The organism is Streptomyces sp. NPDC104761 (assembly GCF_055583445.1).
Genome location: NZ_JBVJNZ010000002.1, coordinates 1 through 24,227 on the forward strand (window position 1 = coordinate 1; position 24,227 = coordinate 24,227).

The window sequence follows — 24,227 nt, forward strand, 5'->3', positions numbered from 1 at the left end:
TACCGGTTATCCGGTCGACACCACGAGAGCGGAACAGTCGGAGGAATGATCCGACCGTTCACAGCGTCCTCGCTGTGTTTTGTTTCAAAGGAACCTCGTCTCAGAGAGACGGGGTATCAACATATCTGGCGTTGACTTTTGGCACGCTGTTGAGTTCTCAAGGAACGGTCGCTTCCTTTGTACTCACCCTCTCGGGCTTTCCTCCGGGCTTCCCTTCGGTGTTTCCAACCTTACCAGATCCGTTTTCCGTTCCGTTTCCGGTCGGAATTCATTTCCGGTGGCCGTTGGAGAGCCTTTGCCTTATCGATTGCCTTTCGGCTCTCTTTCGGCGAGTCCGACTTTATCAGAAGTTCCTGGCCGGTCTGACCGGCCACTCATTTCTGAGTAAATCGGGGGTGGCTTCAATGTCTCGGAGAGAACTCTCCGTTGTGAAGCAGGATCGATTCTAACGATCGGGCCCGAACCTGTCCAGTTCTAGGCAACTGTTTGAATCTACCTCCCCATCCCACCCGTGTCAACGGGTCTTCCGGGGCGAAGAGGAGACTAGCAGCTCACGGCAGGTCTCCGCACATCAGGCGGCCGTAGGGACGAGCGCGCTGCGCTCTGCCTCCTCGAGGTCACCCGTCTCGCCGGCCCGGGCGGCGCGGCCGCCGAGGACGAAGACGTAGGCCAGGAAGGCCAGCTCAGCCGCCACTCCGATGCCTATGCGCGCCCAGGTCGGCAGGCCGGACGGGGTGACGAAGCCTTCGATGGCACCGGAGACGAACAGGACGAGGGCCAGCCCGATCGCCATGGCCACGGCGGCGCGACCCTCTTCGGCCAGGGCGGTTCGGCGACTGCGTGGGCCCGGATCTATGAGGGTCCAGCCGAGGCGGAGTCCGGTTCCCGCGGCCACGAAGACCGCGGTGAGTTCCAGCAGCCCGTGCGGGAGGACCAGGCCCAGGAAGGTGTCGAGGCGGCCGGCCGAGGACATCAGGCCGAAGCCGACGCCCAGGTTCAGCATGTTCTCGAAGAGGATCCAGAGGACCGGGAGACCAAGAAAGACACCCAGGACCAGGCACATCGCGGCGGCCCTGGCGTTGTTGGTCCACACCTGGGCCGCGAAGGAAGCCGCGGGATGGCTGGAGTAGTAGGTCTCGTACTCGCCGCCGGGGCGGGTCAGCTCGCGGAGCTGGCTGGGGGCCGCGATGGTCGACTGCACGTCCGGGTGGGTGCCGATCCACCAGCCCAGCACGATCGCGATGGCGGTGGATATGAGCGCGGTGGGCACCCACCAGTGACGGGAGCGGTAGACGGCGGCCGGGAATCCCTGTCCGAGGAAGCGGGCGACATCGCGCCAGGAGGCGCGGCGGGTGCCTGTCACCGCACTGCGCGCGCGTGCCACGAGCTGGCTGAGGCGTCCGGTGAGCTGTGGATCGGGGGCGCTGGACTGGATCAGGGAGAGGTGGGTGGCGGTGCGCTGGTAGAGCGCGACGAGTTCGTCGGCCTCTGCTCCGTTGAGGCGCCGCTGGCGGCGCAGGAGCGCGTCGAGGCGATCCCACTCGGCTCGGTGTGCGGAGACGAAGACGTCGAGGTCCATCGGGTCTGCCTGCTCCTAGGCTGGTCGTCGACTGCCTGTCGTAGCAATGTCGCAGCTGTCAGCTTGTCGTACTGCGGCGCGATGCGCCCTCAGCTTGGCAGACTTGCGTCGTACAGGGCAGACCAGGGGAAGGCGGCGGGCGTGAGTGAGCTGGTGACGGGCGAGGCGGTGGCGCTCGAACTGCGTCCCGCGAGGCTGCCCAGCAGGGCACTTGCCGTACTGCTCGACCTGATCGTGGCCTTCACCGTCTACATCGGTGTGTCGATCGGTCTGGCGGCGGCCACGGCCTCGCTGGACGACGCCGCGCAGGTCGCCCTGGCGATCGCGGCCTTCCTGCTGGTGCTGGTCGGTGCGCCGATCGCGGTGGAGACGCTGAGTCACGGGCGTTCGCTCGGGAAGTTGGCGTGCGGCCTGCGGGTCGTGCGGGACGACGGCGGGCCCATCCGGTTCCGGCATGCGCTGGTGCGGGGTGCTCTCGGAGTGGTCGAGATCCTGGCGACGTTCGGGGTCGTCGCCTGTATCGCCTCGCTGGTCTCGGCTCGCGGACGGCGGCTCGGGGACGTGTTCGCAGGGACCCTGGTCGTGCGGGAGCGGGTGCCCGTCGGGCAGACCCGTTTCGTTCCGCCGCCTCCGCCCTGGCTGGCGGGACGTTTCACCGAGCTGGACCTGTCGGCCGTTCCGGACGCGCTGTGGCTCGCCGTCCGGCAGTACCTGACGCGGATGCAGCAGCTGGATCCGCAGGTCTCGTGGGCGATGGCCGTGCAGCTCGCGGGGGATCTCGCGACGCGGACGGGTACTCCGGCGCCGCCGGACATTCCGCCGGCCGCGTATCTGGCGGCGGTGGTGCAGGAACGGCAGGCCCGGGAGACCCGTCGGGCCTTCGCCGACCGTGCGGCTCCGTCCCCCGGCATCCCGAACGCGTACGCGCCTCCGGCACCCGCTGCGCCCCCGGCACCGGCACCGGCACCCATGCCCAGCGCACCCATGTCTCCTCCGCCTGTCCCGCAGGCCCCGGCCACCGGGTTCGTGCCGCCGGCCTAGGCGCGGCCCCGCCCGTCGGATCTGCTGCTCAGTCCTCGGGGGCGGTGAAGAACGTCGGCGGTGACCGCAGGTCCTCCAACTCGATTCCGGGCGCCGCCAGAACCACGTCGCCGGCGAGGTGCACGGGGTGCTGTTCGCCGGTGTCCAGGGCTGTGACCTGGTATTCGTCCACGGTCAGCGGGCCGTTGTCAGTGGCGTGTGCTTCTCTTCTCAGCAGGGCCCAGGACTGGTCCACGGTGCGTGGCGCGAGGACCGGGTCCGTGAAGGCCACGAGGCGTACGCGGGTCGCGGCGGCGGAGGGGGTGAGGCGCAGGAGCCGGGCGGTGGCGACGAGGAACGCGGGGGACGTGCCGGTGAAGGCGTGGGCGCGCACATTGCCTTCGGTGGCATGGGCTCCGGTGGGGTCCGTGCGGACCCAGGTGACGCCGTCGAGGGCGGCTGCGCGGACCTGCCAGCCCCCGGCGTGGAGTTCCAGGCGGATGGGGCGGCCGAGGTCGTCGAGGGCGAGATCGACGGAGCCGCTGTGGTCACCGGAGGGGGTGGTCACTTGGGAGACGTAACGCCAGCCGGAGGGGCCGGGGGCGCACTGGAAGTGTTCTTCGCCGAGGGGGGTGTGATCGTGCGGATCGTGGAGCGAATAGCGGCCGCGGGGCATGGGGGTCCTGGGGCTTGACGGGGCGTGGGTCCGGCGCTCGACCCGCGGTTCGGCCGTGCGGGCGGTCGACGGGCCAAAGGGGCAGGCCCCCGGCACGGGGGTGCGGGGGCCTGCCTCGGCGGACCGGAGGACCTGCCGCCGGGAGAGCGCGTCGGTGCACGGGTGCGCTTCCCGGTGGCCGGGTCCCGGACTCAGTAGCGGTAGTGGTCCGACTTGTACGGACCCTCGACCTTGACGCCGATGTACGAGGCCTGCTCGGGGCGCAGCGTCGTGAGCTTCACGCCGAGCGAGTCCAGGTGCAGGCGGGCGACCTTCTCGTCGAGGTGCTTGGGCAGCGTGTAGACGCCGACCGGGTACTCGTCGGGCTTGGTGAACAGCTCGATCTGGGCCAGGGTCTGGTCCGCGAAGGAGTTGGACATCACGAACGAGGGGTGGCCGGTGGCGTTGCCCAGGTTCAGCAGGCGGCCCTCGGAGAGGACGATGATCACCTTGCCGTCGGGGAACTTCCAGGTGTGGACCTGCGGCTTGACCTCGTCCTTGACGATGCCGGGGACCTTGGCGAGACCGGCCATGTCGATCTCGTTGTCGAAGTGGCCGATGTTGCCGACGATGGCCTGGTGCTTCATCTTGGCCATGTCCGAGGCCATGATGATGTCCTTGTTGCCGGTCGTGGTGACGAAGATGTCGGCCTTGTCGACGACCTCGTCCAGGGTCGTGACCTGGTAGCCGTCCATCGCGGCCTGGAGGGCGCAGATCGGGTCGATCTCGGTGACGATCACGCGGGCGCCCTGTCCGCGCAGGGACTCCGCGCAGCCCTTGCCCACGTCGCCGTAGCCGCAGACGACCGCGGTCTTGCCGCCGATCAGGACGTCGGTGGCGCGGTTGATGCCGTCGATCAGCGAGTGGCGGCAGCCGTACTTGTTGTCGAACTTCGACTTGGTGACGGCGTCGTTGACGTTGATCGCCGGGAAGAGGAGGACGCCGTCGCGCTGCATCTCGTACAGGCGGTGGACGCCGGTCGTGGTCTCCTCGGTCACGCCGCGGATCTCGGAGGCGAGCTGGGTCCACTTCTGCGAGCCGTCCGTGATGGTGCGGTGCAGGAGTTCGAGGATGACGCGGTGCTCGTCCGACTCGGCGGTGTCGACCGAGGGGACCTTGCCGTCCTTCTCGTACTCGACGCCCTTGTGGACGAGGAGGGTGGCGTCACCGCCGTCGTCGAGGATCATGTTGGGGCCGCCGGTGGGGCTGTCCGGCCAGGTCAGCGCCTGCTCGGTGCACCACCAGTACTCCTCCAGGGTCTCGCCCTTCCAGGCGAAGACCGGGACGCCCTGCGGGTTGTCGGGCGTGCCGTTCGGGCCGACGGCGATGGCGGCGGCCGCGTGGTCCTGGGTGGAGAAGATGTTGCAGGACGCCCAGCGGACCTGCGCGCCCAGGGCGACCAGGGTCTCGATCAGGACGGCGGTCTGCACGGTCATGTGCAGGGAGCCGGTGACGCGGGCGCCGGCCAGCGGCTGGGTCTCGGCGTACTCCTTGCGGATCGCCATCAGGCCGGGCATCTCGTGCTCGGCGAGGGTGATCTCCTTGCGGCCGAAGTCGGCCAGGGAGAGGTCGGCGACCTTGAAGTCCTGTCGGTTGTCGACAGTCGTCATTGCGAGCTGCTCCTCGGGTTGGGTCGAGGGTGGGTACGGCTGGTCTGCGCGGCGGCGGACACAGGGGTGCCCGAGAAGAGGACACAGGCATGCCCGCGTACGCGCAGCGCAGTCCGTCGGAGGCCCTCTCTCCCTCGGACGGCCCGCCTGGGACCGCCCGACCGCCATCAGCAGCGACGTCTGGCTCCGTCCCAAGCTACACCGCAGGAGCGGGCCGCCCCCAGTCCGCCTCCGAACAGATCACGCCGTTCGAGGGGGTCAGTGGCCGGCGGGGTGGGGGGTCGGGCCGCCCGGGGTGGCCTCCGGGTCGGGGCCCTTGGCGGCTTCTGCCTCGCTGTAGATGTCGGGTTCCAGGTAGATCACACGGGCGATGGGGACCGCGGTGCGGATGCGGGCCTCGGCGGCGTTGATGGCCTTGGCGACCTCGGCTGCGGTGTCGTCGTGCTGGACGGCGATCTTGGCGGCGACCAGGAGTTCCTCCGGGCCGAGGTGGAGCGTGCGCATGTGGATGATGCCGGTGACGGTGTCGCCGTCGACGACCGCGGCCTCGATCTTCCGGACCTCCTCGGTGCCGGCGGCCTCGCCGAGGAGGAGGGACTTGGTCTCGGCGGCCAGGACGAGAGCGATCAGGACGAGCAGGACACCGATGCAGACGGTGCCGATGCCGTCCCAGACGCCGTCGCCGGTGAGTACGGCGAGACCGACGCCGCCGAGGGCGAGGACCAGGCCGATGAGCGCGCCGAAGTCCTCCAGGAGGACGACGGGCAGCTCGGGGGCCTTGGCGCGGCGGATGAACTGCGACCAGGACAGTTTGCCGCGCAGTTCGTTGGACTCCCTGATGGCCGTCTTGAAGGAGAAGCCCTCGGCGAGGACCGCGAAGACGAGGACGCCCACCGGCCAGTACCAGTGTTCGACCTGGTGCGGGTGGCTGATCTTCTCGTAGCCCTCGTAGATGGCGAACATGCCGCCGACCGAGAAGAGCACGATGGAGACGAGGAAGGCGTAGATGTACCGCTCGCGGCCGTAGCCGAAGGGGTGTTGCGGTGTCGCCTCCCGCTGGGCCTTCTTGCCGCCGATGAGCAGCAGGAACTGGTTGCCGGAGTCGGCGAGCGAGTGGACGCCCTCGGCGAGCATCGACGAGGAGCCGCTGAACGCGAACGCCACGAACTTCGATGCCGCGATCGCGAGGTTGGCGCCGAGTGCCGCCACGATCGCTCTGGTGCCGCCTGACGCGCTCATGAGTTCGCGTTGCCCCTTCTCGTTCTCGTCTTCACCGGTACTCGTCCTGACCGGTGCTCGTCGCCGGGACCCGTCTTTGCCCGTGCTTTGCCGGTGGGCCATTCTTGCAGCCCCCGCGACGGGGGATACGGGCCCCCTCAGACGACCACCGTGGCCCGGAAGACCGTGCCCGCTCCCGACACCTCCGCCTTCTCGGCCGCCGGGACGAACACCGAACGGCCGGGGGCCAGGTCGTGCTCGCCGACGCGCACCGCACCGGCCGTGCAGAGCAGGATCTGCGGGGTGGCCAGGGTCAGGTCGTGGGCCGCGGTGCCCTCGGGCAGGACGTACCGGGACAGCCGGAACTCGTCGATCGGTGTCTCGTAGACCTCCTCGCCGTCCGGGACCGCCTCGGGACGCAGCACGCCGGCGTCGCCGGCCTCGAAGCGGACGATGCGCAGGAGTTCGGGGACGTCGACGTGCTTGGGGGTCAGGCCGCAGCGCAGGACGTTGTCGGAGTTGGCCATGATCTCGACGCCGAGGCCGTTGAGGTAGGCGTGCGGGATGCCGGCGCCGAGGAAGAGTGCCTCGCCGGGCTGCAGGCGGACGTGGTTGAGGAGCATGGCGGCGATCACGCCGGGGTCGCCCGGGTAGTGGTGCGCGATGTCGGCGTAGGGCAGGTAGTCGCCGCCGAGGCGGGTGCAGGCGGCCGTGGCCTCGGCGACCGTGCGGGCCATCTCCTCGCGGTCGGCGGTCAGGATCGCGGTGAGGACCTCGCGCAGGGCCGCTTCCTCGGGGTGGGCGCGCAGCAGGTCGACGTACGGCTTGAGGGAGTCGACGCCGAGTCCGTCGAGGAGTTCGGCCGTCCGCTCCGGGGCACGGAAGCCGCACAGACCGTCGAACTCGGTGAGCGCGCAGATCAGCTCGGGCTTGTGGTTGGCGTCCTTGTAGTTGCGGTCCGGGGCGTCGACCGGGATGCCGCGCCGCTCCTCGTCCTCGTAGCCCTCCCTGGCCTGCTCCAGGTCGGGGTGCACCTGGAGGGAGAGCGGGGCGCCGGCGGCGAGGATCTTGAGCAGGAAGGGCAGCCGCGGGCCGAACCTGGCCACCGCCTCCTCGCCCAGTTCGGCCTTCGGGTCCGCGTCGATGACCTCGACGAGCGTGCCGCGCGCGGTGCGCGAGGGGGCGCCCGGGTGCGCGCCCATCCACATCTCCGCCTGCGGTTCGCCGCTCGGCTCGACCCCGAGCAGCTGCGGGATGGCGGTCGGGGAACCCCAGGCGTAGGGGCGGACGGTGTTGTCGAGGAGATCCATGACTTCTCTCTGCGGGTTCTCTCTGCGGGCGGGGGCGTGGGCACCGGCGTGGCACGGCACGGCTCACGTGTTCACCGTGTGTTCCCCCACCGGTTCACCTTCGGTACGGCCCTCAGGTCGTCCTTCGTCCGGCGGGTCCGGTGCCGGTGTCCACTTCAGGCCCTCGAAGCGAGCGCGAGGTAAACGGCGGCGAAATCCGTGACGGCGATCAGTTCCGCCAGGGTCTCCAGCTCGTCGCCCGCCTCGGGTTCCAGCTCGCTGATGGGGGTGTCGTGACTGAGGGCGAGGTCGCGGGCGGCGGGTGCGGCGGTGAGTCCGCCGATGGGGCGGTCACGGAGCAGCACCACGCGCGCGTGCAGCGCGGGCGGCTCGTCCACGCGGTCGCGGAAGAAGTCGTCGGGGTCGGCGCTGGCGGCGAGTGGCCCGGCGAGCAGGGCGGTGTGGGCGGCCAGAGCCTCGGGGAGTTCGGCGACCAGGGCGGGGCGGCCGGCCAGCTCGGCGAGGGCGGCGGCGAAACGGCGGCCGGCCGGGCCTGCCGACTCGCCCTCGGTCCAGATCACGGGGAGCGCGTCGGCGAGTTCCGCGGCGAGGGTCTTGGCCGGGTTGCTGTAGGTCACGATGGCCGGGCCGCAGCGCTCGGCGATCTGGTCGAGACGGTCGGCGACCTTCTCCAGGGCGTCCGGCGGGGCGGTGAGCAGGCCGATGCGGTCGACGAGCGCGAGCAGCGGGGTGAGCAGCGCCCACAGGACGCCCGGGGAGGAGCCGGCGAGCGGCTCGCCGTGGTCGTACGGGGCCGTCGCCATCGGCATGAACAGGCCGTGGGCGCCGGCCACCGCCTCGGCGAGCGGGGTGTCGGCGGGGGCGACGGCGGCGACCGAGCAGCCGCGTCGGTAGGCCTGGTCGGCGAGGAGGGAGAGGCTGGGTTCGGTGCCGTCCGGGGTGGCGATCAGCAGCAGGTCCACGGAGCCGGCCCAGCCGGGGAGCTCCCAGCGCAGGGCGCCGGCGGCCGGTGCGACGCCGGTGGGGGCGAGCCGGGTGACGGGGCTGCCGGGGCCGGCCAGCGTGCCGAGGAGGTCGGCGGCGTGGGTGGCGGCGACGCCGGGGCCCGCGATCAGGACGGCGCGGGGGCGGCCGTCCGGCTTCAGCTCCTGGACACCGGCCTCCACGGCGTGCCGGGCGGCGGTACGGACGCGGGCGCCGGCCTCTGCTGCGCCGCGCAGCAGGCCTCGGCGGTCGGCGTCCGCGAGGGCCTCCGGGGTGTCGAGCAGCGTTTCGTCGAGCATGGAGCGGCCTCCGGTTGCCGGGGTCCTTGTGTTTCGCGGTGTGTCGCGGTTGTGGGGTCCGCCGCTTACGCCGGGCGGCGGGCCTCGTCGACGAGGAGGACGGGGATGCCGTCGCGGACCGGGTACGCCAGGCCGCAGTCCTGACCGGTGCAGATCAGCTCGGGGCCCTGCTCCTTGAGGGTGGCGTGGCAGGCCGGACAGGCGAGGATCTCCAGGAGGCCGGCTTCGAGCGGCATGCGGGTTCCCTTCGGGGTGGATGTTCGCGTGCGGTCAGGTTACCGCCGGTGGGGTGGGTTGGGCTGGCCGTGGGTGGTGGGCGGCCGTATGCCGAGGTGACCGCCCAGGGGGCTGCGCCCCCTGGACCCCCGGAACCTTCGCCCACCCACCATCCGACTCGGCCGATCGGGAAGCGAGGGCCAGGGGGTGACTCGACCGGTGGAGACGGCTCGGGGCGCGGAGTGGTCCGGAGGCCCGGGTGCCGCGATGGGTCCTCTGCCGACCGCGGCGCCGTTGTGGCTGGGCGCGCAGTTCCTCCCCCAGCCTTCGGCCGGGGGTACCCCCAGCGGCCCCGTCGGGGCGCCGGAAGTCACGCCCTGATGATGGCCAGGACCTCGTCGCGCACCTTCGTCATCGTCGCCTCGTCCCTTGCCTCCGCGTTGAGGCGGAGCAGCGGTTCCGTGTTGGAGGGGCGGACGTTGAACCACCAGTCGGCGGCGCTGACGGTGAGGCCGTCGAGGTCGTCGAGGGTGACGTCGTCGCGGTCGCCGTAGGCCGCGCGGATCGCGGCGAGGCTGGCCTGCTGGTCGGCGACCGTGGAGTTGATCTCGCCGGAGCCGGTGTAGCGGTCGTACTGGGCGACGAGGGCGGAGAGGGGGCCGGGCTGGCCGCCGAGGGCGGCGAGGACGTGCAGGGCCGCCAGCATGCCCGTGTCGGCGTTCCAGAAGTCCTTGAAGTAGTAGTGGGCCGAGTGCTCGCCACCGAAGATCGCGCCGGACCGCGCCATCTCGGCCTTGATGAAGGAGTGCCCGACGCGCGTGCGGACCGCGGTGCCGCCGTTCTCCCGGACCACCTCGGGGACGGTCCAGGACGTGATCAGGTTGTGGATGACGGTGCCCTTGCCGCCGTTCTTCGCCAGCTCCCGCGCGGCCACCAGGGCCGTGATCGCCGAGGGGGAGACCGGCTCGCCGCGCTCGTCCACGACGAAGCAGCGGTCGGCGTCGCCGTCGAAGGCCAGGCCGAGGTCGGCCGACTCCGCGCGCACGCGCTCCTGCAGGTCCACGATGTTGGCGGGGTCGAGCGGGTTGGCCTCGTGGTTCGGGAAGGTGCCGTCCAGCTCGAAGTACATCGGGACCAGGGTCAGCGGCAGGCCCTCGAAGACCGTCGGGACCGTGTGGCCGCCCATGCCGTTGCCCGCGTCGACCACGACCTTCAGCGGGCGGACGGAGCTCAGGTCCACGAGGGAGAGCAGGTGGGCCGCGTAGTCCGGCAGCGTCTCGCGGGAGGTGATGGTTCCCGGCGTGGCGGCCGGCTCCGGGGCGCCCTCCTGCGACCAGCGCTCGGCCAGCTCCCGGATCTCCGTCAGGCCCGTGTCCTGGCCCACCGGCGCGGCTCCCGCGCGGCACATCTTGATGCCGTTGTACTGCGCGGGGTTGTGCGAGGCGGTGAACATCGCGCCGGGCAGGCCGAGGGCGCCCGAGGCGTAGTACAGCTGGTCGGTCGAGCACAGGCCGATCTCGGTGACGTCGACGCCCCGGGCGGCGGCGCCGCGTGCGAAGGCTCGGGACAGACCGGGCGAGGAGGGCCGCATGTCGTGGCCGACGACGATCGCGGCGGCACCGGTCACCTGGACGAACGCGGCACCGAAGAGTTCGGCGAGCGCCTCGTCCCACTGGTCCGGAACCACTCCGCGTACGTCGTACGCCTTCACGATCTGTGACAGATCAGCTGCAGCGGCCACAGGCCAACCCTCCTGGAATCCTTTTGGTCGCCCCAAACTACCTGTACCGGGTGCGGGTCCGGCATCGGCTCCCCCGGCGGGTCCGTCGCGGAGACCCGGCTGTGATCTGCGGTGATCCGATGCGGATCAGATCCGGAACGGCCCCGTCGGTCCCGGTGCGCCAGGCCCGCGCCCGCCGCCGCCACGAAGTGGCCGATCGTCGCCGCCCGTTTGAAGCGGTTCATGACGTGGGCGACGGCGAGGACGGGCGTCACGGGGAGGATCGCGAACCGCAACTCGCTTACGGTCGCCGCCCGTTCCGCGACCGTGACTTCCTCCGACCGGTTCGCCCTTCGGGTTGACGACGTCCAGCAACGGCCAGCCGCGCTCGTCCGGGTCGGCGAGCCGGGCGGCTGTGCCGGCCAGGGCGGCGCAGATGTCGGCGAGTTGGGCGGAAACGTAGTCGGAGACGGCGAACTGGGCTACGGCGAAGGCGACTCCGCACGCCAGGGCCGCCACCCAGGTCTCGCGGAGCCCGCGCACCCCGTCGACCAGGCCGACCAGCACCCGTGCACCCACAGGGCGTTGACGACGATCCACAGGATGGGGAACAGGCCGAACGCGGCGCTCTGGGCGGCGCTGGAGGCGGTCCGGCCGAGCGGCGTGCGGAGGCGAGCAGTGCGACGAGGGCGGCTGCCAGAAGGCCGCTCAGGCCCGTCAGATGGGCTTTCATGCGGGCCCCGCCGAGCAGGATCAGGACGATCAGCAGTGGCAGGGCGGCGGCGGGAAAGGTGCGTGCGTCAGTTGTCCGGTGACCGCAGCACCCGCAGATGGCCGCGTCGGGCGACCTCCATCGGGTCCGCGCCGCGGCCGCCGCCGCCCGCTTCGGCCGCCCGTTCCTGAGGGCGGGCCGCCTCGCGCACCGCGTTCGCCAGCGCTTCCAGGTCGTCCCCGCTCGGACGGGCGGGAGCCGAGCCGTCGAGGAGCCGGACGACCTCCCAGCCGCGCGGCGCGGTGAGGCGCTCGGAGTGCTCGGCGCACAGGTCGTAGCAGTGGGGTTCGGCGTAGGTGGCGAGCGGGCCGAGGACCGCGGTCGAGTCGGCGTAGACGTACGTCAGCGTCGCGACGGCGGGTCGGCCGCAGGCGGTTCGCGAACAGCGACGTACAGGGCTCACGACGTTGGACGGTACCGCACTCTTGAGCGGGCCGCGACGACTCTCCCCCAGGTCACTCCACCGTGTCGTACTGTGAAACGCCCCACACACCCCTTCCGACACGCCCTGCTGACCTGCACGGAACGGATCGCCCGGGGTCACGGTCGGCACCTCATCCGGTCACGAGTCGGTACAAACACCGTCAATTGCCTTGAGTTCGCCGGTCTCGTGGAGATACGGAAACGAGCCCAACCTTGGCCGGAATGGTCATCCTGTGACATGCCGTTCCGGGCGGTGTCGGTGCGTGGAGCGGCGCGGCCGGAGCCCGCGAGGACTACGCTTCACCAGTGATGGACAACCGTGTACCGCCCCGTGCCGCCGGCCCCGGGCCTCGTCGACGCGACCGCCACGGGCGGGGCATGCGCGGACCGATCGCACCACCTCAGGTGCCGCTGGCCGCGAGCCGTGCCGACGTGTTCGCAGACCTGGTGCAGGACTCCGTGGAGCGCCTCGATCGGCGCTGGCCGCAGCTGGCCGACATCGATTTCCTGGTGCTCGAAGTGCCCCGGCTGCAGGACCGGCACAGCGAGAGCTGGGACGACGAGGCGGTGCCGCTGGGGGGCATCATTCCCGCGCGCGAGGGACGCCGGGCGCGCGTGGTCGTCTACCGGCGACCGGTCGAGATCCGCACCAAGGGCCGCGACGAGCGGGCCGCGCTGGTGCACGAGGTCGTCGTGGAGCAGGTCGCCGAGCTGCTCGGCCTCACCCCGGAGACCGTCGACCCCCGTTACGGCGAGGACTGAGTCCCCGGCGGCCGCCCGCCCCGTCCCCCGCAGCCCGCCTACTTCTGCAGTACCGCCACGTCCTGGTCCGCCTCCGGTACGGCCACCGTGCCGCGGTCGTCCGGGAGGGTCTGGATCGTGAAGCCCGGGACCCCGCCCTCGGTGGCCGCCAGGGTGCGGGCGCCGTAGACCGGGCCGCCGGAGACCGTCTCCACGGTCAGGGCGTAGGTGCCCTTCAGTCCGGACGGGACCGGGGCGTCGACGTTCTGGGTGGTGCCGGACTTGATCGTGAACGTCTTGGACACCGCCGTGCCGCCGCCGCTGCCCGCCGACGCCGTCACCTTGACCTGGGCGGTCGCGGTGGGCGCGGTCAGGGAGAGGGTGGTGCTCTTGCCGCTGTTGTCGGCGGACGTCGCGCGCGTGCCGACCGGCGCGGTCGCCGGGATGTACGCGGTCTCCTGGTTGCTGCCCTTGCCGCGGGTGACGCGCAGCGCGGCCACCACCGGAACGGACTGGTCGGAGGGGGTGAGGATCAGCGAGCCCGCCTCGCCGCGGGTGACGTCGCCGAGGTCGGTCGCGGTGGTCATGCCCGCCTTGACGTGCAGTGTCTCGTTGCCCGCCGGGGTGATCGTGCCGTCCGGGGAGGCGAGGCGCACTTTCAGGTCCGCGTCGTTGTCGCCGGTGGTGAAGGCGATCAGCCGGACGTCGGTGGCGTCCTTGGGGATGCCGGGCAGTACCAGGCTGCCGGACGGATCGGCGGATGCGGCCAGCCAGTCGCCGCCGGTCTTGTCGTCGAGGGCCTGGACGCTCGCGCCGACCCGGCCGCTGCGCACGCTCACGTGCACGGTCAGGTCGGTCTGGCGCTCGTCGGTGAGCGTGGACAGCAGGACCGGCTCGCTGGCGTGCGGAGGGACCGTGATGCCCTCCCCCACCGAGGACTTGAGCTGGCCGTCCTTGCCGTACAGCTCGACGTCGACCACGGCGGCGCTGTCGTCGGGGTTGGTGAGGTGCACGTAGTCGGTGCGGCTCGCGGCGGTGCTGGCGCCGGGGAACCAGAAGTCGGTGTCGGCCGCCGTGCAGTTGACCCCCTGGAGGCCGCGCCCGGTGCCCGCGGCGACCTCGGTGGTCTCCTGGACCGTCCAGCCGGGGGCGTACTTGCCCTCGGCGGTGCCGACGTAGGCGGGCCCGTCGGCGCCCGAGGTGTCCCCGGTGGCCGGCGTGCCGGGCGTCTTGGGGGTGAGGACGGGCTTGGCGGCCTTCTTCTTGCCGCCGCCGCTCCCCGTCCCGTCCGCCGACTGCTCGGTGGCGGCCTGCAGTCCGGCCTTGCCGTCGCTCGTGGTGCCCTTGGTGACGGGCGTGAACGACGTGTACGAGGTCTCCGCGATGTCGGACAGGCTGGGCGCAGGGCACAGCAGCGTGGAGCGCTCCACCGGCAGCTGGGCGGCCGCCTCCGCGGTGTGCGCGGAGGTGGTGGCCGGCGCGCTGAGCTCGGCGAACCCGGTGACCGCCGCGAGGGCGGCCGTACCGGCGAGCAGGGACAGGGTGGTGCGGTTCACTGCTGGCTCCCGTCGTGGTGCTCGCCGCCGGTGCCGTGGTGGTGCTGGGCGGCCGGGTCGTAGGCGGGGTCGTAGGCAGGGTCATAGCCCTGCTGGTACGTCGGGTCGTACGCCGCCTGCCCCTGCTGACCGCCGTAGGCGTACGGGTCGTACTGGCCGGTCTGGTAGGGGTCGTAGGTCTGCTGGTCGTAGCCGCCGGTCTGGTACGGGCCGGTGCCGGCGCCCTGGTACTGGTCGGCGTAGCCGGTGTCGTAGCCGTCGGCCTGCGGGTAGGACGCCGGGTCCCACTCGTCATAGGACTGCTGGTGCGGGACGGCGGCCTGGGTCTCGTCCGCCGGGGCCGTCGCGGGGAAGTCGGTGCCCTTCGGGGCCTCCTGGAACTCCTGGCTCTCGGGAGTCTCCTGAGCTTCCTCCTCGGCCTCCGCCTGGGCGCGCAGGCGGCGGGCGCGGCGGCCCTCGCCCTCGGTGGCCTGGGCGGGGATCGGCTGCTCCTCGGGAAGGTCGTCGTCGACGTCACGGCGGCGGCCGGGCAGGGCGAGGACGACCAGGACGACGGCGAGCGCGCCCTGGACCCACAGCCACAGGGTGTGGGTGAACGGGGTGTCGTAGGTGACGTCCAGCTTCCCGCCGCCGGAGGGGAGTTCGAAGCCCTGGGCCCAGCCGTCGACGGTGGTGCGGGTCAGCGGCTTGCCGTCCAGGGTGGCCGTCCAGTCCGGGGAGGCCGAGTCGGCCAGGCGCAGGACGCGGCCGTCGGCGCCCGCCGGGACGGTGGTGTGGATGTCGACGGGTCCGGCGGCCACGGACACAGGGGTACCGGAGCCGTTCGCCGCCACGATCGTCGCGCGGGAGACCTGCTGGTCGACTCGCCACAGGGCGCTGCCGTTCTGCTGGCTGAGCCGGGACAGGCCGGGCGTGGCGTCGAGCACGCGCGTGATGTCGCGCGGCGCGCCCTTGTGGACCAGGACGTAACGCACCGCGAACCCGCCGAGCTGGTCGGCCTGGTCGGCCCCGGAGCCGGCCACCAGGTTGGCGACGACCTTGTCGAGCTTGGCGTTCTCGCCGTCGGCGGCGGCCACCTCGGCGTCGCCCATCCGGGCGCCGGAGCCGCGTACCAGCATGTAGGTCACGCGCGCGGTGCTGTCGCTGTCCAGGACGAGGGTGCGGACCTGGTCGGTGGTGGAGCTGTCCTCGGCGACGAAGGCGGGCACCTGGGTGGGGTCGCGGCGCTCGACCGGGCCGTCGGCGCCCGCGATCATCCAGCCGGCGGCGAGCAGCAGCGGGCCCGCGGCGGCGGCGAAGGCGATCAGGGCGGCGACCGGCTGGCGCCAGCCGAAGCTCTGCTCGGCGACCCGCGAGCGTGCCCCGTCGGCGCCGAGTGCGGCGGCGGAGAGGATCGCGATGCCGTAGACGAGGGTCGCGGGGCCGGCCCAGGCGGACTTGTTGGACAGGACCGCGAAGACCAGGCCGACCAGGGCGACCGCCCAGGCGGTGCGGACCGCCGACTGGCGCTCGGAGCGCAGCAGGGCGGCGAGCGCGGCCAGGACGACGCCGATGAGCAGGAGCCCGTCGACGGTGCCGGGGCCGCCCGGGCTGGCGCCGAGCAGGTCGAGGGCGGAGGCGGCCGAGGAGCCGTACTCCAGGCCGGCCTCCCGGAAGAAGCCGGACGGCAGCAGGGTCAGCGACCAGGGGGCGAGGACCAGCAGCGGGGTGCCGAGCTGGGCCAGCAGCCGCAGGCCGGAGGCGACCAGGTCGGAGCGGCGCAGGACGAGCACGGCGAGGCCGAGGACCAGGGCGATCGGCCAGACGATCGGCGTGAACGCGGTGGTGACGGTCAGCAGCAGCGCGTACGCCCAGGTGGCGCGCCAGCTGCCGCGGGCCCCGGAGGCGTGCGTGAGACCGCTGGCCGCGATGCCCGCGCGGGCGATCAGCGGCAGCAGGATGGCGAGGACGGCGGTGCCGATGCGGCCGCCCGCGAGGGCGCCGGTGGCGGCGGGCAGGAAGGCGTAGGTGATGGCCGCCCAGGCGCGCAGCAGGCGCGAGGTGACCAGCGGGCGGGAGGCGAAGTAGGCGGTGAAGCCGGCCAGTGGCACCGAGGCGACCAGGAGCACGGTGACCGCGAGCCCGGTCGACCCGAACAGCAGTGAGGCGAACGAGGCGATGATCGCGAGGTACGGCGGAGCGGCGGGGGTGCCGCCGGCGCCGACCGCGTGCCAGGCGTCCAGGTAGCGCGACCACAGCTCGCTCGCGGTGCCCGGGGCGGGCAGCAGGGCGCCGCCCGAGAGGGCGCCGGAGCCGAGCAGGGCGCGGCAGGCGACCAGCGAGAACAGCAGCAGCACCAGGAAGAGCACCGGGCCCGGTTTGCGGGCGATGCGCTTGAGGCGGGCGAACTGCTCGATCTCCAGGAAGTCGGCGTCGTCACCGCCTGGCCCGGACTCGACCGCACCGCCGTGCCGGCCGGCCGCGGAGATCTCGTCGTCGGCGCCGAAGAGGTTGCCCGCGACCTGTTCGACGGTGGCCCGGACGGTGGCGCCGGGCGGCGGGAACAGGGGGCGCAGTTCGCCCTTGTCGAGCTGGGAGCGGCCGCGCCTGCGCCGCCCGGCGATGATCCGCTCGGGCCGCAGCAGGGTGCCGAGGAGGCCGCGGATCTCGTCGAGGGCCTGTCCGGGGACCTTGCCGACGAGGTAGGCGACGGTGCGCAGCAGGGTGCCGAGGACCAGCCGGAGCAGGATCCAGGGCAGCGCGGCCGTACGGGCGTTGACCAGCAGGGTGTAGATGGCGCCGGCCTTGTCGACCTTGTGCGGCGAGGTGGCGGTGCGGCCCGCGCAGTCGACGGTGCGGCGCTCCCGGGAGGCGGCCTCGGCGTGCCGTACGACGGCCTCGGGAGCGATCAGGACGCGGTGGCCGGCGTTGTGCGCGCGCCAGCACAGGTCGACGTCGTCGCGCATCAGCGGCAGCCGCCGGTCGAAGCCGCCGAGCTCCTCGAAGACGTCGCGGCGGATCAGCATGCCGGCGGTGGAGACGGAGAGGACGGGCCGCACGTGGTCGTGCTGGCCCTGGTCCTGCTCACGGCGGTCCAGGCCGGTCCAGCGGCGGCCGGAGTTGGCGATGGTGACACCGACCTCCAGGAGCTGCCTGCGGTCGTACCAGCCGCGCAGCTTCGGGCCGACGACCGCCACGTCGTCGCGGCCAAGCTCCATCTCGTTGTCCACGACCCGCAGCAGCTGAGCCAGGGCGTCGGGTTCCGGGGCGCAGTCGTCGTGGAGCAGCCAGAGCCACTGGACCGGTTCGCCGTGGGGCAGCTCGGGCATGTCGTAGGCGTCGTCGCGCCACTGGCGGGTGACCGGGTCCCAGCCGCTGGGCCGCTTCAGGTACGGCAGGTCGTCCGGGGTGAGGACGGGCGCGGTGCGACTCGCCTCCTCGACGGCCTGGCCGAAGCCGGTGCGGCGGGCGAGGTGCAGCACGTTGGCGTCGCCGAGGGCGGCGGTGAGCCGCTGGGCGGAGTCGTCCGCGCTGCCGGTGTCGGCCGCGACGGCGTACTGGACCGGGCGCTCCTGGCCGAGCAGCCCGGCGAGCGCGGCGGGCAGCCAGCGGGCGCCGTCGTGGGAGACGAGCACCGCGGTCACCACGTGACGCGGGAACTCGGGCGGGCGGGTCGGGTCAAACCCCGCTGTGGCAGCGCCTGCTTCGGCTGCCGTGTGGCTGTGCACGGACATCGAGGTACGGGCCCCGGTTCGATGGACTGCGGTGGACTCCTGCGCCCGCTGGTGGCGGCGAGGCGTCTCGGACGAACGCCCACACTATCGGCTGGGCATGTCGACGGCCCGCCGCCTGTGGATAACCCACGGGAGACGGGCCGTTCGCGCAGCTCGGATGTGTGCGTTGTGTGGACGTCCGCTTCGGACGGCAGCCGCCGCGGGTCAGACGGCGGCCTTCTTGAGGCGGCGGCGCTCCCGCTCGGAGAGTCCGCCCCAGATACCGAACCGCTCGTCGTTGGCGAGGGCGTACTCGAGGCATTCGGAGCGCACCTCGCAGGCGAGGCAGACCTTCTTGGCCTCTCTGGTGGAGCCGCCCTTCTCGGGAAAAAAGGACTCGGGGTCGGTCTGGGCGCACAGCGCGCGCTCCTGCCAGCCGAGTTCCTCGTCCGCGTCGTCGACCAGCAGTTGCTGCACCAGCTCGGTCATGTGCGCCCCTCGTCTGTCTTTCACGTCCCCGTGCGTGGCCGTTACCGATTTCGGCTGAACGACACGAGTGAAATTACAAGTGTGCTGCTCCGGGCGAGTCAAGCCGAGATCTGCTATTGGGCCCGTTATTCACTCTGCGGAACCAAGGCCGTGCGGAAAGTGTTCAAATCGGCATAAACCTTGACATGCAGACGAGGCCCCGCTCGGGGCCTCCGACCCCATACAGAGCTTGTACGGAGAAGGACGCCCAGATGTTCGATCGCGTTCCGAAGTGGCTCGCGCGCCCGGTTGTGCGCCATGTGTCCCGGGTGCCCGGTGAGCAAACCTTTCGGCAGCGAGGTGAACCGGATGAGGTGAACCGTGTCCCACATACCGGGCGTCGAGTTGACACGGGAGGTGTGAACCGATGTCCTTGTGGGCATGCTCGCGAACTCGGCACCCACCTCGACCCGCACCGGCGGGTCCCACGGTGCTGCCCGTGCTCGCTGTAGCTGTTGCTGTTCCAGCTGTTGAGCCGTGGCCTCAGCCGCATCCGGCCGCTCCCGCTCCAGCTGCAGACCGAGTCCCCTGACTCGGTCTTCGCATTTCGTTCCCCGCTGACCTCCTTCACTGAGGAACCACCGCACCCCCATGAACAGCGACAACGACCTCCAGATCGCCGGCGACATCCTCGAAGTCACGCACCTGCTGCAGCCCCCGCGCGAGCACCCGGTCACCGTGGCCGAGTTCGTCGGCCTGGCCCGTGCGATCGCCGCCGACCGGGCGCAGTGGGAGCACCTCGTCCAGTACGACGCGACGAGCCGCTGGTACCACCGGCTGCGCACCGGCCCCGGCTACGAGGTGTGGCTGCTGTCCTGGGTGCCCGGACAGGGCAGCGGGCTGCACGACCACGGCCGCTCCTCCGGCGTGCTGACCGTCCTGGCGGGCGCGCTCACCGAACGCACCGAGCGCGGCACGCGCGCGCTGGGCGCCGGCGCGCAACGGGTGTTCGCGCCGGGGTACGCGCACGAGGTCGTCAACGACGCCCTGGAGCCCGCGGTGAGCCTGCACGTCTACTACCCGGGGCTGACCGAGATGCCGATGCACACGGCCGCGGCCGCCGCCTGCGAGGCCCGTCCCGTGACTGCGTGACGCGTTGTCGGACCCGCCTGCAAGACTTGGCGCATGCGCATTGTGGTTCTGGCAGGCGGCATCGGCGGTGCCCGGTTCCTGCGCGGTCTCCAGCAGGCCGTGCCGGACGCCGACGTGACCGTCATCGGCAACACCGGGGACGACATCCACCTCTTCGGGCTGAAGGTCTGCCCGGACCTCGACACGGTGATGTACACCCTCGGTGGCGGTATCAACGAGGAGCAGGGCTGGGGGCGGGCCGACGAGACCTTCCACCTCAAGGAGGAGCTCGCCGCCTACGGGGTGGGGCCGGACTGGTTCGGGCTCGGCGACCGGGACTTCGCGACGCACATCGTGCGCACCCAGATGCTGGGCGCCGGGTATCCGCTGAGCGCGGTCACCGAGGCGCTGTGCGACCGCTGGAAGCCGGGCGTGAAGCTGATCCCGATGACCGACGACCGGGTCGAGACCCACGTCGCCGTCGAGGTCGACGGCGAGCGCAAGGCCGTGCACTTCCAGGAGTACTGGGTGCGGCTGCGGGCGGGCGTTCCCGCCGAGGCGGTCGTCCCGGTCGGCGCCGAGCAGTCCAAGCCCGCGCCCGGCGTCCTGGAGGCGATCGCCGAGGCGGACGTGATCCTCTTCCCGCCGTCCAACCCGGTGGTCTCCGTGGGCACGATCCTCGCGGTGCCCGGCATCCGGGAGGCCATCGCGGACGCCGGGGTGCCGGTGGTGGGCCTCTCCCCCATCGTCGGGGACGCGCCGGTGCGCGGCATGGCCGACAAGGTGCTCGCGGCGGTGGGCGTGGAGTCGACGGCGGCGGCGGTGGCCGAGCACTACGGCTCCGGGCTGCTGGACGGCTGGCTAGTCGACTCCGTGGACGCGGGCAGCGTCGCGCGCGTGGAGGCGGCCGGCATCCGCTGCCGGGCCGTACCGCTGATGATGACCGACCTGGACGCGGCCGCGCAGATGGCCCGCGAGGCGCTGGCGCTGGCCGAGGAGGTGCGCGGGGCATGACCGACGCGAGCGACACGGCCGGTACGACCGGCACGGCCGACGCGGCCGACGCGGTGCCCGCGTACCGGGTGTGGGCGCTGCCCGGGATCCCCGAGGTCCAGCAGGGCGACGACCTGGCGAAGCTGATCGCCGCGGCCGAGCCGGGGCTGGCCGACGGGGACGTGGTGATCGTCACCTCCAAGATCGTCTCCAAGGCCGAGGGCCGGATCGTCGAGGCGGCCGACCGGGAGGCGGCGATCGACGCCGAGACGGTGCGGGTGGTGGCCCGGCGCGGGACCCTGCGGATCGTGGAGAACCGGCAGGGCCTGGTCATGGCCGCCGCGGGCGTGGACGCGTCCAACACCCCCGCCGGGACCGTGCTGTTGCTGCCCGAGGATCCCGACGCCTCGGCCCGCGCCGTCCGCGCGGGCCTGCGGGACGCGCTGGGCGTCAACGTCGGCGTGGTCATCACGGACACCTTCGGGCGACCCTGGCGCGCGGGGCTCACTGACGTCACCATCGGCGCCGCCGGCGTGGAGGTGCTGGACGACCTGCGCGGGGGCGTGGACGCGTACGGCAACCCGCTGGTCGCGACGGTCGTCGCCACCGCCGACGAACTGGCCGCCGCCGGCGACCTGGTGAAGGGCAAGGCGACGGGGATGCCGGTCGCCGTGGTGCGGGGCCTCGCCCATGTCGTGGCCGACGCCGGCGACGACGGGGACGGCGCGCGGGCGCTGGTCCGGGACGCGGGCAGCGACATGTTCCGGCTCGGCACGTCCGAGGCAGTCCGGGAGGCGGTGACGCTGCGGCGGACGGTACGGGCGTTCACCGACGAGCCCGTCGACCCCGGTGCGGTGCGGCGGGCGGTCGCCGCGGCCGTGACCGCGCCGGCGCCGCACCACACGACGCCGTGGCGGTTCGTGCTGCTGGAGTCGGCCGAGGCGCGCGTCCGGCTGCTGGACGCGATGCGGGACGCGTGGATCGCCGACCTGAGGAGGGACGGCAAGTCGGAGGAGTCCATCGCGAAGCGGGTACGGCGCGGGGACGTGCTGCGCAACGCGCCCTACCTGGTCGTGCCCTGCCTCGTGATGGACGGGTCGCACACCTACGGGGACCCACGGCGGGACGCGGCCGAACGGGAGATGTTCGTGGTCGCGGCGGGTGCCGCGGTCCAGAACCTGCTGGTCGCGCTGGCCGGGGAGCAACTGGGTTCGGCGTGGGTGTCGTCGACGATGTTCTGCCGGGACGTGGTCCGGGAGGTGCTCGCGCTTCCGGCCGAGTGGGATCCGATGGGGGCGGTCGCGGTGGGCAAGGCTGCTCAGGCTCCGCGGGAGAGGGCCGAGAGGGAGGCGGGGGCGTTCATCGAGGTGCGGTGAGCTGCTTTGCGCCTGCGGTCCGGGGTGCACCGGCGCATCGGCGCATCGGCGAGTGCGGGTTGTGGGGGTTGATCGCGCAGTTCCTCCCCCAGCGCCCCTTTCAGGGGCGCCTGAGGCCTAGGATGCTTTGGATGGCTGGTCGGTTTGCTTCTGGGCCCACGCGTACGACGGTGCGGGGTGGGCAGGTCGTCGTGCCTGCCGGCGGTGTTCCGAAGCAGGCCGTCGCGGCGGGGCGGGTGCGGGTGTGGAAGCCCGACGGGGTTGTTGATCTGGGGCTGGTCCTGGGGCCGCTGCGGCGGGGGCCCGGGGATCCGACCTTTCGGGCCACCCGTGACGGGTCCGTGTGGCGGGCCAGCCTCACCCCTGCCGGTCCGGGGACGCTGCGGGTCGCCGGGTACGGCGGTGAGGTGCGCGGGGAGGCCTGGGGGCCGGGGGCCGAGTGGCTGCTGGAGCAGTTGCCGGAGATGCTCGGTGCCGCCGACGACCCGTCCGCGTTCGTCCCCCGGCACCGGGTCGTGGCGGCGGCCCGGCACCGGCGCCCGGGGCTGCGGCTGACGCGGACCGGGCTGGTCCTGGAGTCGTTGATCCCGTCGGTCCTGGAGCAGAAGGTCACCACCGACGAGGCGTACCGGGCCTGGCGGTTGCTGGTACGCAGGTTCGGGGAGCGCGCGCCGGGCCCGGCGGGAGCCGGCGAGCGGCCGATGTGGGTGATGCCGGTGCCGCGCACCTGGGCGCTGATCCCTTCCTGGGAGTGGCACAAGGCCGGGGTCGACGACAAGCGGGCCTCGACGATCCTGCGGGCGGTGCGGGTCGCCGCGCGGCTGGAGCAGGCCATGGGGATGGCGGCGGAGGCGGCGCAGGCGCGGCTGGAGGTGGTGCCGGGGATCGGGCCGTGGACGTCGGCGGAGACCGTGCAGCGCAGTCACGGGGCGGCGGACGCGGTGACGGTCGGGGACCTGCACCTGCCCGGGATCGTCGGGTTCGCGCTGGCCGGGGACCGGCATGCCGACGACGAGGTGATGCTGCGGTTGCTGGAGCCGTATGCCGGGCAGCGGCATAGGGCGGCTCGGTTGATCCTGCTGAGCGGGCATACGCCGGCGAGGCGGGCGCCGCGGATGCCGCGGGGGGATATCGGCCGGTTGTGAGGTGCGGGTGGGCTGGGGCCGGGGTAGCCCCGTAAGGGGCGCTGGGGGTCCCCCCGGCCGAAGGCTGGGGGCGGAACTGCGCGGCCAGCCCCCACGCGCCCGCGGCAAAACGACTGCCCCATGCGGGGTCCGGGGGCGCAGCCCCCGTGAGCGGTGCCCCAGACCCCGCCGCACGACTACCGGTCCGAAGAGAACCGCACCGCCCCCGCCGGGATCATCGCGTCGCACCACACCCGCGCGCCGTCGCGCAGTTCGTTGTCGGCGCCGATGACCGCGCCGTCGCCGATCACCGTGCCGGTGAGGATCGAGCGTTCGCCGACGCGGGCGCGGTTGCCGATGAGGGAGTCGGTGATGACGGCGCCGGGTTCGATCACGGCGCCCGGGAGGATCGTCGAGCCGAAGACCCGCGCGCCCTCCGCCACGAACGCTCCCTCGCCCACCACCGTGCCGCCCGTCAGCTTGGCGTCCGCAGCGACCCGGGCCGTGGGGAGGACGAGGCGGTCGCCGCAGCGGCCGGGGACCGCCGGGGACGGGGCGCGGCCGAGGACGAGGTCCGCCGAGCCGCGGACGAAGGCCGCGGGCGTGCCGAGGTCGAGCCAGTACGTGGAGTCGACCATGCCCTGCAGGTGGGCGCCGGCCGCCAGGAGCTCCGGGAAGGTCTCCCGCTCCACCGACACCGGGCGGCCCGCCGGGATCGTGTCGATGACCGAGCGGCGGAAGACGTACGCCCCCGCGTTGATCTGGTCGGTGACGATCTCCTCCGGGGTCTGCGGCTTCTCCAGGAAGGCGAGGACCCTGCCCGTCCCGTCGGTGGGGACGAGGCCGTACGCCCGCGGGTCCGTCACCTTCGTGAGGTGCAGGGAGACGTCGGCGGACGCCGACTCGTGCGCGGCCACCAGGGCGCGGATGTCCAGGCCCGTCAGGATGTCGCCGTTGAAGACCAAGACCGGGTCGTCGGGGCCGGAGTGGAGACGGGCGGCCACGTTGCGGATCGCGCCGCCGGTGCCGAGGGGTTCCTCCTCGGTGACGTACTCGATGTGCAGGCCGAGTGCCGCGCCATCGCCGAAGTACGGTTCGAAGACCTCCGCCAGGTAGCTCGTCGCGAGGACGATGTGCTCCACGCCCGCGGCTCTGGCTCTGGCCAGCTGGTGCGTCAGGAACGGCACGCCGGCCGCCGGGACCATCGGCTTGGGCGTGTTGACCGTGAGCGGGCGCAGCCGGGTGCCTTTGCCGCCGACCAGGAGGATCGCTTCTGTCAC

19 protein-coding genes and 1 pseudogene are annotated in these 24,227 nt (G+C 72.4%); 6 read left to right on the forward strand and 14 right to left on the reverse strand.

The window, feature by feature from the left end:
- Positions 1-571: 571 nt before the first annotated feature.
- Positions 572-1,579 (reverse strand): stage II sporulation protein M, encoded by a 1,008-nt coding sequence (locus ACZ63F_RS06570; RefSeq protein ID WP_469709368.1) that lies wholly within the window; start codon positions 1,577-1,579, stop codon positions 572-574.
- 141 nt (positions 1,580-1,720) lie between these two features.
- Here ACZ63F_RS06570 and ACZ63F_RS06575 point away from each other — a divergent pair, with 141 nt between their 5' ends.
- Positions 1,721-2,620: an RDD family protein gene (locus ACZ63F_RS06575; RefSeq protein WP_469709370.1), complete on the forward strand. Its 900-nt coding sequence runs from the start codon at positions 1,721-1,723 to the stop codon at positions 2,618-2,620.
- Positions 2,621-2,648: 28 nt separating this feature from the next.
- Here the strand turns inward: ACZ63F_RS06575 and ACZ63F_RS06580 are convergent, their stop codons facing one another.
- From ACZ63F_RS06580 to ACZ63F_RS06620, 9 genes and pseudogenes are all read right to left on the reverse strand, one after another.
- Positions 2,649-3,275 (reverse strand): hypothetical protein, encoded by a 627-nt coding sequence (locus ACZ63F_RS06580; protein WP_469709372.1) that lies wholly within the window; start codon positions 3,273-3,275, stop codon positions 2,649-2,651.
- 191 nt (positions 3,276-3,466) lie between these two features.
- The gene (ahcY, locus tag ACZ63F_RS06585) at positions 3,467-4,924 is read right to left on the reverse strand and encodes an adenosylhomocysteinase (protein ID WP_469709374.1); all 1,458 of its coding nucleotides are present in this window, start codon (positions 4,922-4,924) and stop codon (positions 3,467-3,469) included.
- Between the two features lie 258 nt (positions 4,925-5,182).
- Complete coding sequence (locus ACZ63F_RS06590; RefSeq protein ID WP_469709375.1) at positions 5,183-6,163, reverse strand: cation diffusion facilitator family transporter; 981 nt, start codon at positions 6,161-6,163, stop codon at positions 5,183-5,185.
- Between the two features lie 137 nt (positions 6,164-6,300).
- The gene (gene manA / locus ACZ63F_RS06595) at positions 6,301-7,452 is read right to left on the reverse strand and encodes a mannose-6-phosphate isomerase, class I (protein WP_469709377.1); all 1,152 of its coding nucleotides are present in this window, start codon (positions 7,450-7,452) and stop codon (positions 6,301-6,303) included.
- A gap of 155 nt (positions 7,453-7,607) precedes the next feature.
- Complete coding sequence (locus ACZ63F_RS06600; protein ID WP_469709378.1) at positions 7,608-8,735, reverse strand: SIS domain-containing protein; 1,128 nt, start codon at positions 8,733-8,735, stop codon at positions 7,608-7,610.
- Between the two features lie 65 nt (positions 8,736-8,800).
- A complete protein-coding gene (locus ACZ63F_RS06605) occupies positions 8,801-8,971 on the reverse strand; it encodes a Trm112 family protein (protein WP_351961759.1) in 171 nt (56 codons plus the stop codon).
- A 350-nt stretch (positions 8,972-9,321) separates the two neighbouring features.
- Complete coding sequence (locus tag ACZ63F_RS06610; protein WP_469709379.1) at positions 9,322-10,692, reverse strand: phosphomannomutase/phosphoglucomutase; 1,371 nt, start codon at positions 10,690-10,692, stop codon at positions 9,322-9,324.
- Between the two features lie 158 nt (positions 10,693-10,850).
- Positions 10,851-11,503: pseudogene (locus tag ACZ63F_RS06615) on the reverse strand (L-lactate permease); the annotation flags it as partial.
- Entirely contained in the window at positions 11,472-11,846 is a 375-nt protein-coding gene (locus ACZ63F_RS06620) for a DUF3499 domain-containing protein (RefSeq protein ID WP_218162383.1), read from the reverse strand. The gene ACZ63F_RS06620 and the pseudogene ACZ63F_RS06615, both read right to left, overlap by 32 nt.
- A gap of 329 nt (positions 11,847-12,175) precedes the next feature.
- Between ACZ63F_RS06620 and ACZ63F_RS06625 the strand changes: the two genes are divergently transcribed.
- Complete coding sequence (locus ACZ63F_RS06625) at positions 12,176-12,628, forward strand: metallopeptidase family protein (RefSeq protein WP_469709941.1); 453 nt, start codon at positions 12,176-12,178, stop codon at positions 12,626-12,628.
- Between the two features lie 38 nt (positions 12,629-12,666).
- Here the strand turns inward: ACZ63F_RS06625 and ACZ63F_RS06630 are convergent, their stop codons facing one another.
- The 3 genes from ACZ63F_RS06630 to ACZ63F_RS06640 form a co-directional block, all read right to left on the reverse strand.
- On the reverse strand, positions 12,667-14,163 hold the full coding sequence (locus ACZ63F_RS06630) for a DUF5719 family protein (protein ID WP_469709381.1): 1,497 nt from the start codon (positions 14,161-14,163) through the stop codon (positions 12,667-12,669).
- Complete coding sequence (locus tag ACZ63F_RS06635; protein WP_469709382.1) at positions 14,160-17,876, reverse strand: glycosyltransferase; 3,717 nt, start codon at positions 17,874-17,876, stop codon at positions 14,160-14,162. Before ACZ63F_RS06635 ends, ACZ63F_RS06630 begins: the two co-directional genes overlap by 4 nt.
- Positions 17,877-18,080: 204 nt before the next feature.
- Positions 18,081-18,344, reverse strand: coding sequence for a WhiB family transcriptional regulator (locus ACZ63F_RS06640; RefSeq protein ID WP_003975777.1), 264 nt, complete (start codon positions 18,342-18,344; stop codon positions 18,081-18,083).
- Positions 18,345-18,974: 630 nt separating this feature from the next.
- On the opposite strand from ACZ63F_RS06640, the gene ACZ63F_RS06645 reads away from it, so the two are divergent.
- The 4 genes from ACZ63F_RS06645 to ACZ63F_RS06660 all read left to right on the forward strand — a co-directional run bounded on the left by ACZ63F_RS06645 (position 18,975) and on the right by ACZ63F_RS06660 (position 22,968).
- A complete protein-coding gene (locus ACZ63F_RS06645; protein ID WP_469709383.1) occupies positions 18,975-19,475 on the forward strand; it encodes a cysteine dioxygenase in 501 nt (166 codons plus the stop codon).
- Positions 19,476-19,508: 33 nt separating this feature from the next.
- The gene (gene cofD / locus ACZ63F_RS06650; protein WP_352366484.1) at positions 19,509-20,468 is read left to right on the forward strand and encodes a 2-phospho-L-lactate transferase; all 960 of its coding nucleotides are present in this window, start codon (positions 19,509-19,511) and stop codon (positions 20,466-20,468) included.
- A complete protein-coding gene (locus ACZ63F_RS06655; RefSeq protein WP_469709385.1) occupies positions 20,465-21,823 on the forward strand; it encodes a coenzyme F420-0:L-glutamate ligase in 1,359 nt (452 codons plus the stop codon). Before cofD ends, ACZ63F_RS06655 begins: the two co-directional genes overlap by 4 nt.
- A gap of 131 nt (positions 21,824-21,954) precedes the next feature.
- The gene (locus tag ACZ63F_RS06660) at positions 21,955-22,968 is read left to right on the forward strand and encodes a DNA-3-methyladenine glycosylase family protein (RefSeq protein ID WP_469709386.1); all 1,014 of its coding nucleotides are present in this window, start codon (positions 21,955-21,957) and stop codon (positions 22,966-22,968) included.
- Between the two features lie 176 nt (positions 22,969-23,144).
- On the opposite strand, the gene manB is transcribed toward ACZ63F_RS06660, so the two are convergent.
- Positions 23,145-24,227 (reverse strand): mannose-1-phosphate guanylyltransferase, encoded by a 1,083-nt coding sequence (gene manB, locus ACZ63F_RS06665; RefSeq protein ID WP_352366478.1) that lies wholly within the window; start codon positions 24,225-24,227, stop codon positions 23,145-23,147.